General features: G+C 63.3%; 14 protein-coding genes and 1 tRNA gene. 6 read left to right on the top strand and 9 right to left on the bottom strand.

Annotation, left to right across the window (positions count from 1 at the left end; genetic code table 11):
• The first annotated feature begins 18 nt into the window (after positions 1 to 18).
• Entirely contained in the window at positions 19 to 990 is a 972-nt protein-coding gene (gene ispH, locus ACYVOC_RS16660) for a 4-hydroxy-3-methylbut-2-enyl diphosphate reductase (protein ID WP_461162517.1), read from the top strand.
• 94 nt (positions 991 to 1,084) lie between these two features.
• On the opposite strand, the gene ACYVOC_RS16655 is transcribed toward ispH, so the two are convergent.
• Positions 1,085 to 1,762: a CBS domain-containing protein gene (locus ACYVOC_RS16655; protein WP_461162516.1), complete on the bottom strand. Its 678-nt coding sequence runs from the start codon at positions 1,760 to 1,762 to the stop codon at positions 1,085 to 1,087.
• Between the two features lie 170 nt (positions 1,763 to 1,932).
• On the opposite strand from ACYVOC_RS16655, the gene ACYVOC_RS16650 reads away from it, so the two are divergent.
• Complete coding sequence (locus tag ACYVOC_RS16650) at positions 1,933 to 2,874, top strand: threonine/serine dehydratase (RefSeq protein WP_461162515.1); 942 nt, start codon at positions 1,933 to 1,935, stop codon at positions 2,872 to 2,874.
• Positions 2,875 to 3,015: 141 nt separating this feature from the next.
• Complete coding sequence (gene serS, locus ACYVOC_RS16645) at positions 3,016 to 4,377, top strand: serine--tRNA ligase (RefSeq protein WP_461162514.1); 1,362 nt, start codon at positions 3,016 to 3,018, stop codon at positions 4,375 to 4,377.
• A gap of 214 nt (positions 4,378 to 4,591) precedes the next feature.
• Here serS and ACYVOC_RS16640 read toward each other — a convergent pair whose 3' ends face one another.
• The 3 genes from ACYVOC_RS16640 to ACYVOC_RS16630 all read right to left on the bottom strand — a co-directional run bounded on the left by ACYVOC_RS16640 (position 4,592) and on the right by ACYVOC_RS16630 (position 7,893).
• Positions 4,592 to 6,034: a tetratricopeptide repeat protein gene (locus ACYVOC_RS16640; protein WP_461162513.1), complete on the bottom strand. Its 1,443-nt coding sequence runs from the start codon at positions 6,032 to 6,034 to the stop codon at positions 4,592 to 4,594.
• Entirely contained in the window at positions 6,031 to 6,459 is a 429-nt protein-coding gene (locus ACYVOC_RS16635; protein ID WP_461162512.1) for a tripartite tricarboxylate transporter substrate-binding protein, read from the bottom strand. The genes ACYVOC_RS16640 and ACYVOC_RS16635 overlap by 4 nt, the downstream gene beginning before the upstream one ends.
• A gap of 66 nt (positions 6,460 to 6,525) precedes the next feature.
• The gene (locus ACYVOC_RS16630; protein ID WP_461162511.1) at positions 6,526 to 7,893 is read right to left on the bottom strand and encodes a hypothetical protein; all 1,368 of its coding nucleotides are present in this window, start codon (positions 7,891 to 7,893) and stop codon (positions 6,526 to 6,528) included.
• A gap of 201 nt (positions 7,894 to 8,094) precedes the next feature.
• Here ACYVOC_RS16630 and ACYVOC_RS16625 point away from each other — a divergent pair.
• Positions 8,095 to 8,179, top strand: a tRNA-Ser gene (locus ACYVOC_RS16625).
• A gap of 91 nt (positions 8,180 to 8,270) precedes the next feature.
• Here ACYVOC_RS16625 and ACYVOC_RS16620 read toward each other — a convergent pair.
• From ACYVOC_RS16620 to ACYVOC_RS16600, 5 genes are all read right to left on the bottom strand, one after another.
• Positions 8,271 to 8,561 (bottom strand): hypothetical protein, encoded by a 291-nt coding sequence (locus ACYVOC_RS16620; protein ID WP_461162510.1) that lies wholly within the window; start codon positions 8,559 to 8,561, stop codon positions 8,271 to 8,273.
• The gene (locus tag ACYVOC_RS16615; RefSeq protein WP_291478350.1) at positions 8,558 to 9,184 is read right to left on the bottom strand and encodes a hypothetical protein; all 627 of its coding nucleotides are present in this window, start codon (positions 9,182 to 9,184) and stop codon (positions 8,558 to 8,560) included. Before ACYVOC_RS16615 ends, ACYVOC_RS16620 begins: the two co-directional genes overlap by 4 nt.
• Positions 9,185 to 9,196: 12 nt before the next feature.
• Positions 9,197 to 10,498 carry a tyrosine-type recombinase/integrase gene (locus ACYVOC_RS16610; protein WP_461162509.1) on the bottom strand — a complete coding sequence of 434 codons (1,302 nt, stop codon included), beginning with the start codon at positions 10,496 to 10,498 and terminating at the stop codon, positions 9,197 to 9,199.
• Positions 10,495 to 10,752, bottom strand: a complete 258-nt coding sequence (locus ACYVOC_RS16605) for a hypothetical protein (protein WP_461162508.1) — start codon at positions 10,750 to 10,752, stop codon at positions 10,495 to 10,497. The genes ACYVOC_RS16610 and ACYVOC_RS16605 overlap by 4 nt, the downstream gene beginning before the upstream one ends.
• 329 nt (positions 10,753 to 11,081) lie before the next feature.
• Positions 11,082 to 11,579 (bottom strand): DUF1643 domain-containing protein, encoded by a 498-nt coding sequence (locus ACYVOC_RS16600; protein ID WP_461162507.1) that lies wholly within the window; start codon positions 11,577 to 11,579, stop codon positions 11,082 to 11,084.
• 121 nt (positions 11,580 to 11,700) lie between these two features.
• On the opposite strand from ACYVOC_RS16600, the gene ACYVOC_RS16595 reads away from it, so the two are divergent.
• Both ACYVOC_RS16595 and ACYVOC_RS16590 read left to right on the top strand, forming a co-directional pair.
• Complete coding sequence (locus tag ACYVOC_RS16595; RefSeq protein WP_047349820.1) at positions 11,701 to 11,946, top strand: helix-turn-helix domain-containing protein; 246 nt, start codon at positions 11,701 to 11,703, stop codon at positions 11,944 to 11,946.
• A gap of 1,104 nt (positions 11,947 to 13,050) precedes the next feature.
• Positions 13,051 to 14,022 (top strand): ParB N-terminal domain-containing protein, encoded by a 972-nt coding sequence (locus ACYVOC_RS16590; protein ID WP_461162506.1) that lies wholly within the window; start codon positions 13,051 to 13,053, stop codon positions 14,020 to 14,022.
• Positions 14,023 to 14,088: the final 66 nt, after the last annotated feature.

Below are 14,088 nucleotides of genomic sequence, written 5' to 3'. Positions count from 1 at the left end.
GTGCAATGGGATACTGAAATGAATACTCCCCAGGAAATTTTGCTGGCCGAACCGCGCGGTTTTTGCGCGGGGGTGGACCGGGCCATTGAAATCGTAGAGCGGGCACTGACCAAGTTTGGCGCGCCCATCTACGTGCGCCACGAGATCGTGCACAACACCTATGTGGTCAACGACCTCAAGGCCAAGGGCGCGATTTTTATCGAGGAGCTGTCGGACGTGCCGCCCGGCGCCACGTTGATCTTCAGCGCCCATGGTGTGAGCAAGGCCGTGCAGGAAGAGGCCAAGGCGCGCGGCTTTCACATCTTTGACGCCACCTGCCCGCTGGTGACCAAGGTGCATGTCGAGGTGGCCAAGCTGGCACAAGAGGGCTACGAGTTCATCATGATCGGCCACAAGGGTCACCCCGAGGTCGAGGGCACGCTGGGCCAGCTCGACGGCGGCATCCACCTGGTGGAAGACGTGCAGGACGTGGCGCGTGTGCAGCCCGCACAGACGGAAAAACTTGCCGTGGTCACGCAAACCACGCTGAGCGTGGACGACGCTGCCGAAATCACCGCTGCCGTGCGCGCGCGCTTTCCCACGGTGCGCGAACCCAAGCAGCAGGACATCTGCTATGCCACGCAGAACCGCCAGGACGCCGTCAAGCTCATGAGTCCGCAGGTCGACCTGGTCATTGTGGTGGGCAGCCCCACCAGCTCCAACAGCAACCGCCTGCGCGAACTAGCGCAGCGCATGGATACCACCAGCTACATGGTCGACAGCGCAGACGAACTGCGCCCCGAGTGGTTCGACGGCATCGCCCGCGTGGGTCTGACGGCTGGCGCATCGGCCCCCGAGGTGCTGGTCAAGCAAGTGATCGAGCGCATCAAGGCGCTGGGTGCAGTGTCGGTGCGCAAGCTCAGCGGCATTGAAGAAACCATCAAGTTCCCATTGCCCAAGGGGCTCAAGATCGATGGTGCCGGGCCCGCGGGCGCGGAAGAAGGCGAATGAGTCGCTCTGCAGGTTAGTTGCAATTTTATTGATAGCTGATTGCGCTTATAGAACGGGCCTTTGAGCCCGTTTTCCCTGTATTTTTGCGCTGAACTCAGCTCCACAGGTCCAGGGGCGGGTCGGCCGCCACCGCACGCAGAATGTCGGTGCGCGAGATAAATCCCACCAGGCTGCCGTATTCATCCGTCACGGGCAGACCGGGCAGGCCCGTGTCCAGCAGCACCGAGGCCACACGGCGCAGATCGGTATCGGGTGATACGGTGGGTATCGGGCTCACCATCACCTCTGACACGGTGCGCCGCGCCAGTGCAATCGCCGCCTGGATGTGGCCGGGCTCGGGCAACAATTCAAGCGGTGCCATGTCGGCGCGCAGCAGCAAACCCACTACGCGCCCCTGGGCGCCCACCACCGGGGCTTGTGACACGCCGTGCTCGGCCAGCGTTTGCCAGGCATGGTTGACCACTGCATCGGGCTGCACGGTCAGCGCGCCCTTGGTCATCACATCGCGCACATGCGACAGGGGCTGGCGGGCCAGCGCAGGGCCTTGCTCCGCCTGTGTATAGGCCGTGACCGCATCCTGGGCGCGCAGGCTGGTGCCCACGGCGGGCTGTTCGGGCGGGGGCGGCGGGGTTTGGACCGAGAAGGGAGGCACGTCGGCCCCCCGGGTGCGCAAAGCCTGGGGGCGCTGCACGCGCCGCACCGGTGAAATCTGCGACAAATTCTCAGGGCCACCCCGGTACATCTGTCCAGATGGGCCAAAAACGAAGAACATGCTTGCACCTCCAGCTGGCAGGCCTGCAAAGTGTGTTTGCATGGGCGACTGCACTGGCCATGTTATCGGCAGTTGCATCGCACACCTGCAATGCACCGTGTATCCGTGTGTTGCCCGTGCATTGGGCGGCGTGCTTCTACACTGCCCCTTTTGTCTCTCGGAGCACCCGCATGATCGACCGCGCCGCCATTACTGCCGCCCGCCGCCAACTGGCCACCCAGCCCGACTTCTTGCGCACCACACCGTTGATGCGTTTGTCTGGCCAATCGCTGGGCGTGGAGTGCGGTGAGATCTGGCTCAAGCTCGAACACCTGCAGGTGGGCGGCAGCTTCAAGGCGCGCGGCATGCTTTATCGCCTGCTGGCCAACCCCGTGCCCGACAGCGGCGTGATCATTGCCTCGGGCGGCAACGCAGGTATCGCCGTGGCAGTAGCCGCCCGCGCCTTGGGCGTGCGCTGCGAGGTCTTTGTGCCCGAAGTCTCGCCCGAGGCCAAACGTGCACGCCTGCGCGCCCTGGGCGCCGAGGTGGTCGTCATGGGCGCGGCGTATTCCGAAGCCTTGGAGGCCTGTGTGGCGCGCCAGAAGCGCACCGGGGCATTGCAGGCCCACGCCTACGACCAGCCCGAGGTGGTGGCAGGAGCAGGCACGCTGGCGCTGGAGATCGAAGAACAGGGCGCCCGCCCGCCGGACAGCGTACTGGTCAGCGTGGGCGGCGGCGGCCTCATCGGCGGCGTGGCCGCCTGGTTTGAAAGCCGTGCCCATGTGGTGGCGCTGGAGCCCGAACGCGCGCCCACCCTGCATGCTGCGCGGGCCGCAGGCCACCCGGTAGATGTTGAAGTGGGGGGTGTGGCCGCCGATTCGCTGGGCGCGCGCCGCATCGGTGCGTTGTGCTGGGAGATCAGCCAGCGCCATGTGCACGACGCGCTGCTGTTGCCCGACGATGCCATCCGCGCTGCGCAGCTGTGGCTGTGGAAGGAGCTCAAGCTGGCGGTCGAACCCGCTGCCGCCCTGGGCCTGGCCGCACTGCAAACGGGCGCGTACAAGCCCCAACCCCAGGAAACCGTGGCCCTCATCCTGTGCGGTGCTAATTTCGACCCTGCAAGTCTTGGATGAGCCCCTGCGACGCCCTCGTTGCGGGGCTGCCCTTGCGCGTCGGCAGCTGGCCTCGGGCGCGCCAGTGGCAAAAGTTGCTCAAATCGTTCGGCGCTGTCGCCCCCCGCTTCGGCTTTTCCTTCGGCCCTCTAAAATCACAGCATGCTAGACATTCTTCTCCTTCGCAAAGACCTCGACACCGCTATCTCTCGCCTGGAAACCCGCAAAAAACCCCAGGCCTTCCTGGACGTTTCCGCGTTTAAGGCACTGGAGTCTGAACGCAAGACGCTGCAGACTCAATCAGAGGAACTGCAAGCTCGGCGTAACCAGTTGTCCAAACAAATTGGTGTATTGATGGGGCAAATTGCTCGTCTTAATGCGACGGAGGAGTTTGATCAGGCCGATTTCAACAAGCAGCAAGCTGAAGCTTTGAAGCTGGAAGTGGCTCAAATCAATCCTGAGCGCGAAACAATCGATGCCCGTCTGGCGCAAATCCAGTCCGAGCTGCAAGCCCTGCTTTTGGCCGTGCCCAATCTCCCGCACGAGAGCGTGCCGGTGGGCGCCGACGAGCACGGCAACGTGGAAGTGCGCCGCTGGGGCGCCCCCGCTACCTTTGCCTTCGAGGCAAAAGACCATGTCGATGTCGGTGCCCCGCTGGGCCTGGATTTCGATATGGGCGTCAAGCTCTCGGGCTCGCGTTTCACCGTGATGAAGGGCCCCCTGGCGCGCCTGCACCGCGCCTTGAGCCAGTTCATGCTCGACGTGCAGACCCAGGAGCATGGCTATATCGAGTGTTACGTGCCCTACGCTGTCAATGCCGATTCGCTCAAAGGCACAGGCCAGTTGCCCAAGTTCGAAGGCGACCTGTTTGCCGCCAAGAAGGGTGGCCAGGACGGCGAACCCGTGCCCGATAACGCAGCGCTCTACCTCATCCCCACCAGCGAAGTACCGCTCACCAACTTTGTGCGCGACGTGGTGGTGCCCGAATCCGAGCTGCCCATCAAGCTTACGGCCCACACGCCGTGCTTCCGCTCCGAAGCCGGCAGCTACGGCCGCGACACGCGCGGCATGATCCGCCAGCACCAATTCGACAAGGTCGAAATGGTGCAGATCGTGCACCCCGACCAGAGTTACGAAGCACTGGAAGAAATGACCCGCCACGCCGAAGCCGTGCTGCAAAAGCTGGGCCTGCCCTACCGCGTGATGAGCCTGTGCACCGGCGACATGGGCTTTGGCGCCGCCAAAACCTATGACCTCGAAGTGTGGCTGCCCGGCCAGAACAATTACCGCGAGATCAGCTCCATCAGCAACTGCGAAGCCTTTCAGTCCCGTCGCCTGCAGGCCCGCTTCAAGAACGCCCAGGGCAAAAACGAACTCGTACACACCCTCAATGGCTCGGGCTTGGCGGTGGGCCGCACGCTGGTGGCCGTGCTGGAAAACTATCAGCGTGCGGACGGAACCGTCGAGGTTCCGGCCGTTCTCCGCCCATACATGGGCGGAGTGTCGGAGCTTGCTCCGACCTGAGCGGATAGTTTCTGTGTAGGCTCACTTTCGCAGCGCGAAAGTTAAGCGAAGCGTGCCGGAACTACAACTACCAGCAGGCCGACGGCAGCGTGGTGGTGCCCGAAGCGCTGCGCCCCTACATGGGCGGGCAGGCGGTGCTGGCGCCTTGATGCGCATGGCGCGGGGTGGAGGCATCACCTCCCCGCGCTCAAGGCTTGCGCCGTGCGCGCGTTGCTCACTGGCGCGCGAGGTGCTCCAGCTGCTTCGTCGCTGCCGCATCGCCCAAAGCCGCCGCCTTGCGGTACCAGTCCAGCGCCAAGGCCGGGTCGCGGGCGGCGCCTGCCAGGCCCGTCTGGTGCAGGTTGCCCAGCATGGTCATGGCCGCAGGCTCACCCAGCTCTGCCGACCGGCGAAAGAAAGCCAGGGACTGGGGCAGGTTCACAGCCGTGCCCTGGCCTTGCTGGTGCATGCTGCCCAGCAGCAGCAGGGCCTGCGGGTTCTGGCTGTCGGCGGCCTGGGTCAATTCGGTCAGGGCCCGCACAGGATCGCGCGGCACGCCCTCGCCTAACAAATAGGCACGACCCAGCAGGAAGCGCGCGGCAGGCCATGCATCGGCCACGCTCGCGAACAGCTGCACCGCGCGGGCCTGGTCCTGCGCCACGCCGTTGCCGTCGCGCAGGCGCTGCCCGCTGTGCACGATGGCGCGGGGCTCGCCCTTGGCAACCGCTTTTCCCAGCCATTGTTCGAACGCTGCTGGATCGGGCGTGAGCCCCGCGCGGCCGGTGCGGTGGAACGTGGCCAGGCCGAACATGCTGCGGCCGTCTTCCCGTTCGGCGCCTTTTTGCAGCCAGCCGAGTGCCACCGCGTCGTCCCGCGGCGTACCCCAGCCATTGGCATGCATGGCAGCCAGGCCGCCCATGGCGGCGGCATTCCCACCGGCCGCGGCCTTGGCGTACAGCTCAAGGGCGCGGGCGGGGTTGCGCCCACGGTGTGCAGAGCCTTCTTCCAGCGCCTGCGCCACGGCAACCATGGCGGGCAGGTGGCCCTGCGCGGTCGCCTGGTCTTCGAGCGCAATGGCCTGCCGCGCCAGCGACTGGATTTCCGCTGGGTCGCGTCCCTCCATCCGCGCATGCAGCTGGATCAGGCTGCGGCTGCCCTGCGCGGCTTGCAGGGCCGCCGCGCCGTCGCCCGCCTCGGCGCGCTTCTTCAATGTCTGCAAGTCGGCCAGGTGCTGGCGCCAGCGGACATCTTGTGCACGCAGGAAGTCGCGGCTGGTCTGCGGCGCGCCCAATTCCACGTCAAAGCGCCGCGCGGTGTTGGCGGTCATGCGAAATTCCTGCTGGTAGGCGCGTTCGAGCCGTTCGTCCACGCGCTTGACCACGCGCAGCTCGATGGCTCCCGCCGCCACCGACACGTCCAGAGGGCAGTCGCCGCGAAACTCCCCATTGATGTACACCGCCGCGTTGGCTGCCTCACCTTCGCAGCCTACACGCACGGCGGCATTGGCTGGTGCGACCGGCGGCGCTGCAGCAGGGGCCGCCGCCGCAGCGGAAGGCCGGACAGGTTCCAGCCGCCGCGGTCCCGACTGCGCTTCGGCTGGCAGGGTCTGGGCGCCAACACTGGCCACCACCAGCCAGGCAGCCGCCTGGCGCCGTCCCAACCAAAAGCACGGGGTCATAGCATGTCCTTCGGAATATCCGTCTGTTTTTCCAGCGTCTGCACGGGCAGAACCCGCAATGCGCCTGAGCCCAGTTGCGCCTCGGCTGCGGAAAGGGTGACCATGGCCGCATGCACCTGCCCGGCGCCCAGGTCGGCCAGGGCAAAACCAGAGCTCCGGTACGGCACCAGGATCCATCGCACGCCGGCCCCCACACCCATCTGCTGGACCTTGGCAGAGGCTGCCGGGTTGGCCGACCCCACGACGACGCTGTCGGGCTTTTTGCGCGCCGCCGCAGTAAGGTCGTCCACGGAGCGGTACGGAGACTGCTGCGGCACCACCAGAACCATCGGCAAGGCGTCAAGATGGGGCGGCACCTGGGCGAGAGCGGTGGAAGCCCACGCCAGGGCCGTGAAGGCGGCGGCAAGTGTTTTGCGTCTTTTCATAGGGGGAGTCAGGTGCTGGGGCGGAGATACAAGAGCATCGCGGCAAAACTGGCGCTGTACCGCGGGTCAGCGCTTGTCCAGGGTTGAGTCGCCCGCACGGAAGCCATTCATGCGCCCACTGCATACCCAGTCCATGGAAGCTTTTGTTGAGCCAACAATGCGCGCGTAGCCCTTGCCAGAACCCGAGGGGGTGGACCAGGTGTGGGTGGCGCCCGCAGCCACCCCCGTGGCACCCGAATCGGCGCTGCCGTCGGCACGGCCATTGATGAAGGTGCCGTACACGCGGAAGGGGCAGGTGTTCTTGAAGCGCAGGAACGTGGTGGTGCCACGCTGCTCCATGGACGGCGCGGAAGAGCACCATCCGATGGCATCGATGCAGCCGTCCTCGTCCGGCTCGCGCGGATCGGCTGGTTTAGGCGCTGTACCGCCCGGCCCGCCGCCGGCCGGTGAAGCAGAGCCTGATTGTGTGGGCTGCGCAGGCACCGGTGGCGAGGTGGGGCGCTGCATTTGCGACAAAGTCGGCGCGCGTGCCATGCCAGGCATCGCAATCTGCACCGTCGGCGCCGATGGGGCTGCGCTACCTTTGCCGCCCCTCGAGTCCACATCCGCCAAATTGACATTGGCCGCACGGGCACCGATCTGGACCAAGGTGGCGTGATCCACGCTTTCCAGTCCCCGCACCGTGCTGGTAGAGGGGGCCGTCACCCCCGCCGCCGCCTGGCCTGTTGAAGGGCGAGGCACCGGCACGGACGGTGGCTGCTGAGGAATGCGCGTGGCTTGCGCTGCGCTGGCGACAGGCGAGCCGGAGGCCGCAGCAGGCGCGCGGCGCAGGGCGGCGCGTTGGGTTTCGATTTGCGCGCGCTCCTGCGCAAACCGCCGCTGCTGCCTGGCCACATCCGCGGCGACCTGGTCGTTCATCGCCTGGAAGTTGCGGGCATTGCGCGCCTCCGCTGCGCGGACGGTGGCCTGGTTTTGCAGAGACTGCGACAGGAGGCTGCCAAACAAAGCCACCGCTTGCCCGGTGCCCATGCTGTCGTCTTCCCGGGCCTCGGCACGGCGCCGGGCCTGCGCTTCCTCTTCCATCAGGCGCTCTTCGGCCAGCCGAAGCTCGCGCTCACGCTCGGCCAATGCGCGCTCCTCTTCTTCCACCCGACGCTTTTCCGCAGCCAGTTGGGCCTGTGCCGCAGCCAGGTCTGCCTTGTCGCGAGCGGAGTGCGCGAGCTTGAGTGCATTGCGCAAAGTAGTCTCTGCGCAGGAGAAGTTGCGTTCGCTGGTGCAGCGCTGGGTCTTGCCCAGGCTGTCTTGCAAATCCAATTGGTCTAGGCGATCGAGCTGGTCCGACATGCGCAGCAGATCGTCGGTATTCGCGTGGGCACTGACCAAAGACATGGCGATCACCAGCGCAAGCGCGCTGCAGGAGTGTGAGATGCGCATGGGCGGGCACGCTCAGCGCGCCTAAGAATGTAAGTGACTGTGCGGATGATATTTCAGCCAGGCAGCTCTGTATAGAGCCGCTGTGCAGGCGGCTCAGGCAGTAGGCGTATGTGTCTGTGTATGACGGATCCGCGCGACGACCACGCTGGGCCCATGGAATCGCCCGAAAAAAGACTGCTAGAATCGCAGGCTTCGAGTCGCGGAGAGGTGGCAGAGTGGTCGAATGTACCTGACTCGAAATCAGGCGTAGTGGCAACACTACCGTGGGTTCGAATCCCACCCTCCACTGCAAGTATTCATATCAGACGGGCCCGAGTGGCCCGTTTTGCATTTCTACCTTCTGCTTTATCTATCGCTGGGCATGGTGCAGGGGCTGTCTATCGCGTCCGAGCCAGACACGCCTTGCGGCTGTCCTGGTCTTTGATGGCGTAGCAGCGATCCCGCGATCCTTTGATTTCCGCCAGACACTGGCTGCGGTTGTCACCATCCTTGATGCGGTAGCAATTTCCAGGGTCCCGCTTGACTTGCGCCAGACAGTACGCCCGCTTATCCGCATCCTTGATCGCGTAGCACTCCGAGGTGCCCGCCATCGCCTCCCCCATCCAGACTCCTACGATCGTGCAGAGCGGCACGAGGAGGTGGCTTCTTGCTATGTTGCTGATGGTCATGCTGCCACCTTGGGGATATCCGAGCCGCAATGTTTGCAGCGCGTGGCCTCCCGCTTGATCGTTTCCGCGCAGTATGGACAGGTCGTTGTATCGGACTCGTCGATGATCGCCAGCCCCCGTCCTTCGATGTACCCGGCAGTGGTCATGGTGTGATCTTTCTGGTCGTAGCGCACGTTGATCACCGCATTGCCGCCGAGGGCCATTGCCTTTTCCCGGAGGCGTTGATCCACGTCTTCGCGGGTGTATTTCCTCTCCATAGGAGACCAGCGCGTCAGCTTCACCGCTACCTCCGACAGTGGACGATAGTTGCCTTGTGGTGGCTCGGTCAGTATCCGCACATCCATGCTGCGCGCTCCCGAGGGATTGGAGACCACCGCCTCTCCCTCCTTGATCTCAGTCCATCCCAGCTTGGCGTAGTGGGTACGCAAGATCCATTTGATGCCCAGCGGATAGAACAGCACCCAGGACAGGAATCCCGTGATTGGAGCGAGCACCGCCGACAGCACCGCCTGCAGCCACATCTGCTTGTACGCAAAATAGATCGGACCGCCGACCAGCACCCACAGCCACGTGGCCTCACCAAATTCCTCGATATGCCCATTGGCCGGATTCTGGAATCGCATTTTTGTTCTCCTTCAGTTCACATCACGTGTTGATACAGCGCCACCAGCGCTATGACCGCCGGTCATATTTCCTGCGCGGCGACCGAGTGCGTAGTCCGCCCAGTCCTGCATGAGCTGTTGCCGTTTAGCGAGGAGGTCACCACGCCGGTACGCTGCCTCCACCTTGTTGCCCACCGTATGGGCGAGCGCCATTTCCGCGACCTCGTTGGGGTAGTCGGTCTGCTCTGCGCACCAGTCACGGAACGTAGAGCGGAATCCATGGGGCACTGCCTCCAGTTTCAGGCGGCGGAGTACCGCCGTGAGCGTCATATCTGAGAGCGCACTACCCAGTTCAGGATCACGGCTGTTGGGACTCGGGAATACATACGCCTTGCCCGAGTTGCGTCCTGCTGCCTGGGCGAGTGCTTTCATTTCTTGCAGGAGTGCAATGGCCGCATCCGACAGCGGCACCCGATGGGCCTTGCTGGCCTTCATGCGTTCGGCGGGGATCGTCCACACCCGCGCAGCCAGATCGATTTCTTCCCAGGTGGCGCCTCGAACTTCTCCGGATCGAGCAGCTGTCAGGATCACGAATAGGAGGGCCTTGGCACCCATGCCTTCCTGGCCCAGCAGTTGCCCCATGAATGGCGGCATTTGGGAATAGGGCAGCGCCTGGAAATGCGTGGTCTTGCTCACCTTGCCCGGAGCAGGCAACAGCTTGTCCAGCAGCCCCTTCCAGCGCGCAGGATTGGAGTCCGTGCGGTAGCCCCGCGCAATGGCCCAGTCGATGATGGATTCGATGCGACCGCGCAGGCGGGTAGCCGTCTCCGTCTTGCTGGACCAGATCGGCTCCAGCACCTTGAGCACCATCGCCAGCGAGATGTCCCGCACAGGCAACTTGCCCAGCACAGGGGTGGCGTACATATCCAGCGACCGCTGCCACTGCTGCGCATGCTTGGCGTTCTTCCAGCCTTTCTCATGCGAGGCGATATACCGTTTGGCCGCTTCACCGAATGTCATGCTGGTGTGGATTTCCGCGACCAGACGGGCCCGCGCTCTGCGTGCATCCTCGATAGGGTCGATGCCCTGCGCCAATTTGGCACGGGCTGCCCGAGCCGCCTCCCGTGCATCCGCCAACGTGACGGACGGATACGAGCCCAGGCCCAGGTCACGCCGCTTGCCTGCCACCTGATAGCGCAGCACCCAGCTGCGCGAGCCGTACATCGTGACGTTGAGGATCAGGCCACGCACGCCGCCGACATGGTTGGTGCCACGGCGCCAGAGGGCGGCGACCTGCGCCGCACCCAGTTCCTTGCGCGGTTCGCGGGGCATCATGGCTGCACCTCCGCTGATGCAGGACACGGATAGCCAGGGGGCTCATAGATCAGTACCTGCCACTCGCACACCGAGGCACGAGAGAGGGCTGGAGCAGGGTCACCCCCATCCATGGCGATCAGCTCACTCTCGACGGTGCGAGTTCGGCCCTCGGAGAGCCATTCGGCCCAGGCACGGTAGCGGGCGATCATCCCGGCGTCGGGCTGGTGGAGATAGACAGCCTGCAGTGGCGCAGGCGGGTTCGGTGCAGTCAATCGAGTTTCCTCCTTGACCGCCACTCTGGAGAATTTGGAGGGCTTGTAGGAAATTTCGATTTCATCGTCCCGGAACCCGCATGGGGCAAGGCGATGCTCTCCTCTCCCCAATTTTATTGGGCTTGTTGCTATCAATTTCATATCAATGACTCCTATGTCATTGATTTTCAATAGCTTTTTTCAGCGGCGGAGAGGGGGTGTCTGGAGCGCGCACGCTGTCTTCAGGGACGAGACAGAGGACGCGTTTTCTTGCCGTGCGAGACACGGATGTTCCCCGGCGATGGGGAGTATTGAGGGGAGGGCAGCGGGTAGAGCTACCCGCCATTTGCTCAGGTAAATTCGTAGGGTTCGAGCGTCCAGCTGTAGCTCAGAGTCGCTGGATGGCGCGGATGACCATTGGCGGTCAGCTCACCGAATCGGCGCCACTGAGGGTTGTACTTCTCCAGCCGCTGGAATAGCTCGTCCCTGGTGCGGTAGAGGTACGGGCGGTTCATTACCAGCTCACCCCAGGCTGCCCAGATGGTGGGGGTGGGGTACTGAGCGATGATCTTCTCGATTTCTTCCAGATTGCGCTCGCAGGCCATGGGCGCGGGCTTGGACGGCAGGTCCTGGGGATCGGTGGCACGCACCGGGTAGAGGTTCAGCATGACGAAGCTATCGAATCCGCATTGCTGGGCTACTTTCTCCACCTTGGTGACCGTGTTGTCCAGCTTCACTTGGGTGGCCGTGCTGGGGTTGACTCCGATGGTGATCAGTGGACGCTTGCCGATGGTGCCCAGGGTGTAGCGCCATTGATCGTCGTGCTCGGAGTGATAGATATCGTACATAGTGTCTTTCAGATGCATGTGTTTCATGGCACCCGTGACGGCGTGGTCTGTGATGCCAAATAAATCGTACATCCATTTAGTCGCATTAAGACTATTCCGAATGTGACTAGACGATTTGGGGATGTCCACGTCCCTTTATCATGCTGATTACGAAGCAGTAAGGGAATCGTTGCGCGCTATGCGCGTCAAGGCCAATCTGACTCAGACCGCAATTGCGGAGCAATTGGGCGTGGGCCAGTCCTACGTGTCCAAGCTTGAGCGTGGCGAGAATTACGTGGATGTGCTGATCTTTGCGCGGTGGTGTGTGACGTGCGGTGTTCGGCCAGGACTGGCTCTTGATAGGCTATTGAGAGAGCCGCCGACTTGAGCATTGGGACGGGGGGCTTCAGCCGAGATGGCTGCATGAGCCATCTCCCAGGTCGATAGAGCCTGTTTCGATTCCTGCCTTACCCGGCGCCCCACCCGGCAGTCCCGAGTTTCGGGCGGGAGTGCTTCATGATCTGCCTGACCTGATCTGAGGCCGTTTGCGCATTGTTCCGCGAGTCCACTCTCCCTATACCCCAGCCCCCGCCCGCCCCGCCGTCCCGTAGGGACGGGCGGGCGGGGGCGGGTATGGGGAGGCGGGATATGGTTTCCGAGGGGCTCGATATGAGTCGCCACGCTGATATCTGTTGCCCTCGGACTCCTTGGGATCAAAGTGGTACTTACGCGCGTTTCGTGGGGGCTGTGACTATGGGGGTAGCGGGCAGGCTCTTCGTGCAGCTCTTTGGTATTTCTCCGTGCGACTTCGGCACCATCGCGTGGTAGTCGCTCGCCTGCTCTGTCTTCAGTTTGACGTCTTGGTATCTGTTGCCGTCATTCGCCCGGGAATTCTCATCCCGGGTTGATTCGCCTGTGCGCTGCCCAGTAGCCTCCACCCCAGCCCGACTCCCCCCCGCCCCCCCTTTCAGGGGGGAGCGGGCGGGGGGGAGTTGGGCGGTGGAGATTGGGATGTGCTCGGATGCCTGTTCTGAGATTCGGCTGGAGGTGGTCGCTTGGACTGCATGGCTGCAGTTCCGGGGTGCTGTAGGGACATACCTTCTTCCGTCTCGTGCAGTCCACCACCACGGGGGGCATGGGTAGGTGTCTCTGGCCTCGCCGTGGGTCCAGGAGATATGCAGTCGGCGTGATCCACTTTCCCTGGATGTGATTGGATTTCGACTGCCCACCCCGCCCTCCTGCGCCTACGGGGCCGGGCGGGGTGGGCAACCGCCAACCAGCCAAGTGCACGTGCCCCGCGTTGTGTACCTGAGAACTGCATCGGGCTTAGCTAAGACGTTTGGCCGGAATCGGTGAATGCCTCAGTCGCAGCAAGCGGCTATCGGGGCGTTGCAACCTGACTGACCGATATAAGCTGGAATCAGGGCGGTGAGTTCCTCGTTCTGCGCCGGAAGCATGACTCCATGTGCCGCGATAATCACAGGAAACGGAAGTGCCTTTCAACGGGATATCAATAGCCACCACAGGGAGCAAGATGGCCACTCGAAAGCAGACGCCCCAAGACGCCGCCCCAGTCCAGCAATTTGCCTCGAACGTTCCAGGCGAGTATCGAGTCATTGATATCAAGCGCCTACACCTGAATCCAGAGAATCCGCGCCACTCTCCGCTGGAACAACAGCCAGAAATCATCAAGGCGCTGTACTCCAGTGAGGAGGTACAGGCGTTGGCACGAGATATCGCCAACCGAGGCGCCCTGAGCCCCTTGGATGTGCTCGGGGTCTACGAAATGCCTGATCATCCTGGTCATTACGTCACGTTGGAGGGCAACAGGCGAACCTGCGCGCTCATTCTGCTGGCTGATCCTGCGCGGGCGCCGACGTCCGATGCGCGGACTTATTTGGAGAGTGCAGCGCGAGGACAGTCTGTCCCGATGCAGGTGCCTGCTTTCGTGTTTCCTACCAAAGAGGCAGCAGATCAGTGGATTGACCTGAGACACATGGGGGCACAAGGTGGTGTCGGTATCCGATCTTGGAGTGCTGACCAGCAGGCCAATGCCCTGGCTCGACGCAACGGTGGTGGCCCAGCCTCGGCGGCGGCTCGGCAAAATTTGTTGGCCCATGCTGTTCTGATGCGGCTGAAAGACATAGGCCTAATCTCCCCAGAACAGCATCAGGCGGTCAGCCTGACCACGATTGCGCGGTATCTCACGACTCCCGCTGTGCGGGCGCTGTTGGGTTTGGCTCACCACGAACGCCTGGAGTACACACATGATCCAGCCGAGGTGGACCGCGCACTCCAACGCTTGGTACTCGATAGCCTAGAGACGCGTTCCGGCGAAGATCATCTGAGGGTAACTTCTCGCTCCAATGCCGATGGTCGGCGCGCTTATGCCCAGGGCCTTGCGGCAGAGGGAGTTGCACCCACTTCCCTGCTCTCTTCGCCTGTAGCACCGCCAGCAATCTGAATCGCCCCGGGTTTTGAGGAGGCTCTTTTCTCTGAGAGGATTGAGCCATGAAGAAGTCAAACAAGT

It is taken from the genome of Simplicispira piscis (assembly GCF_054783455.1).
This window is presented reverse-complemented; position numbering and strand designations above follow the sequence as displayed.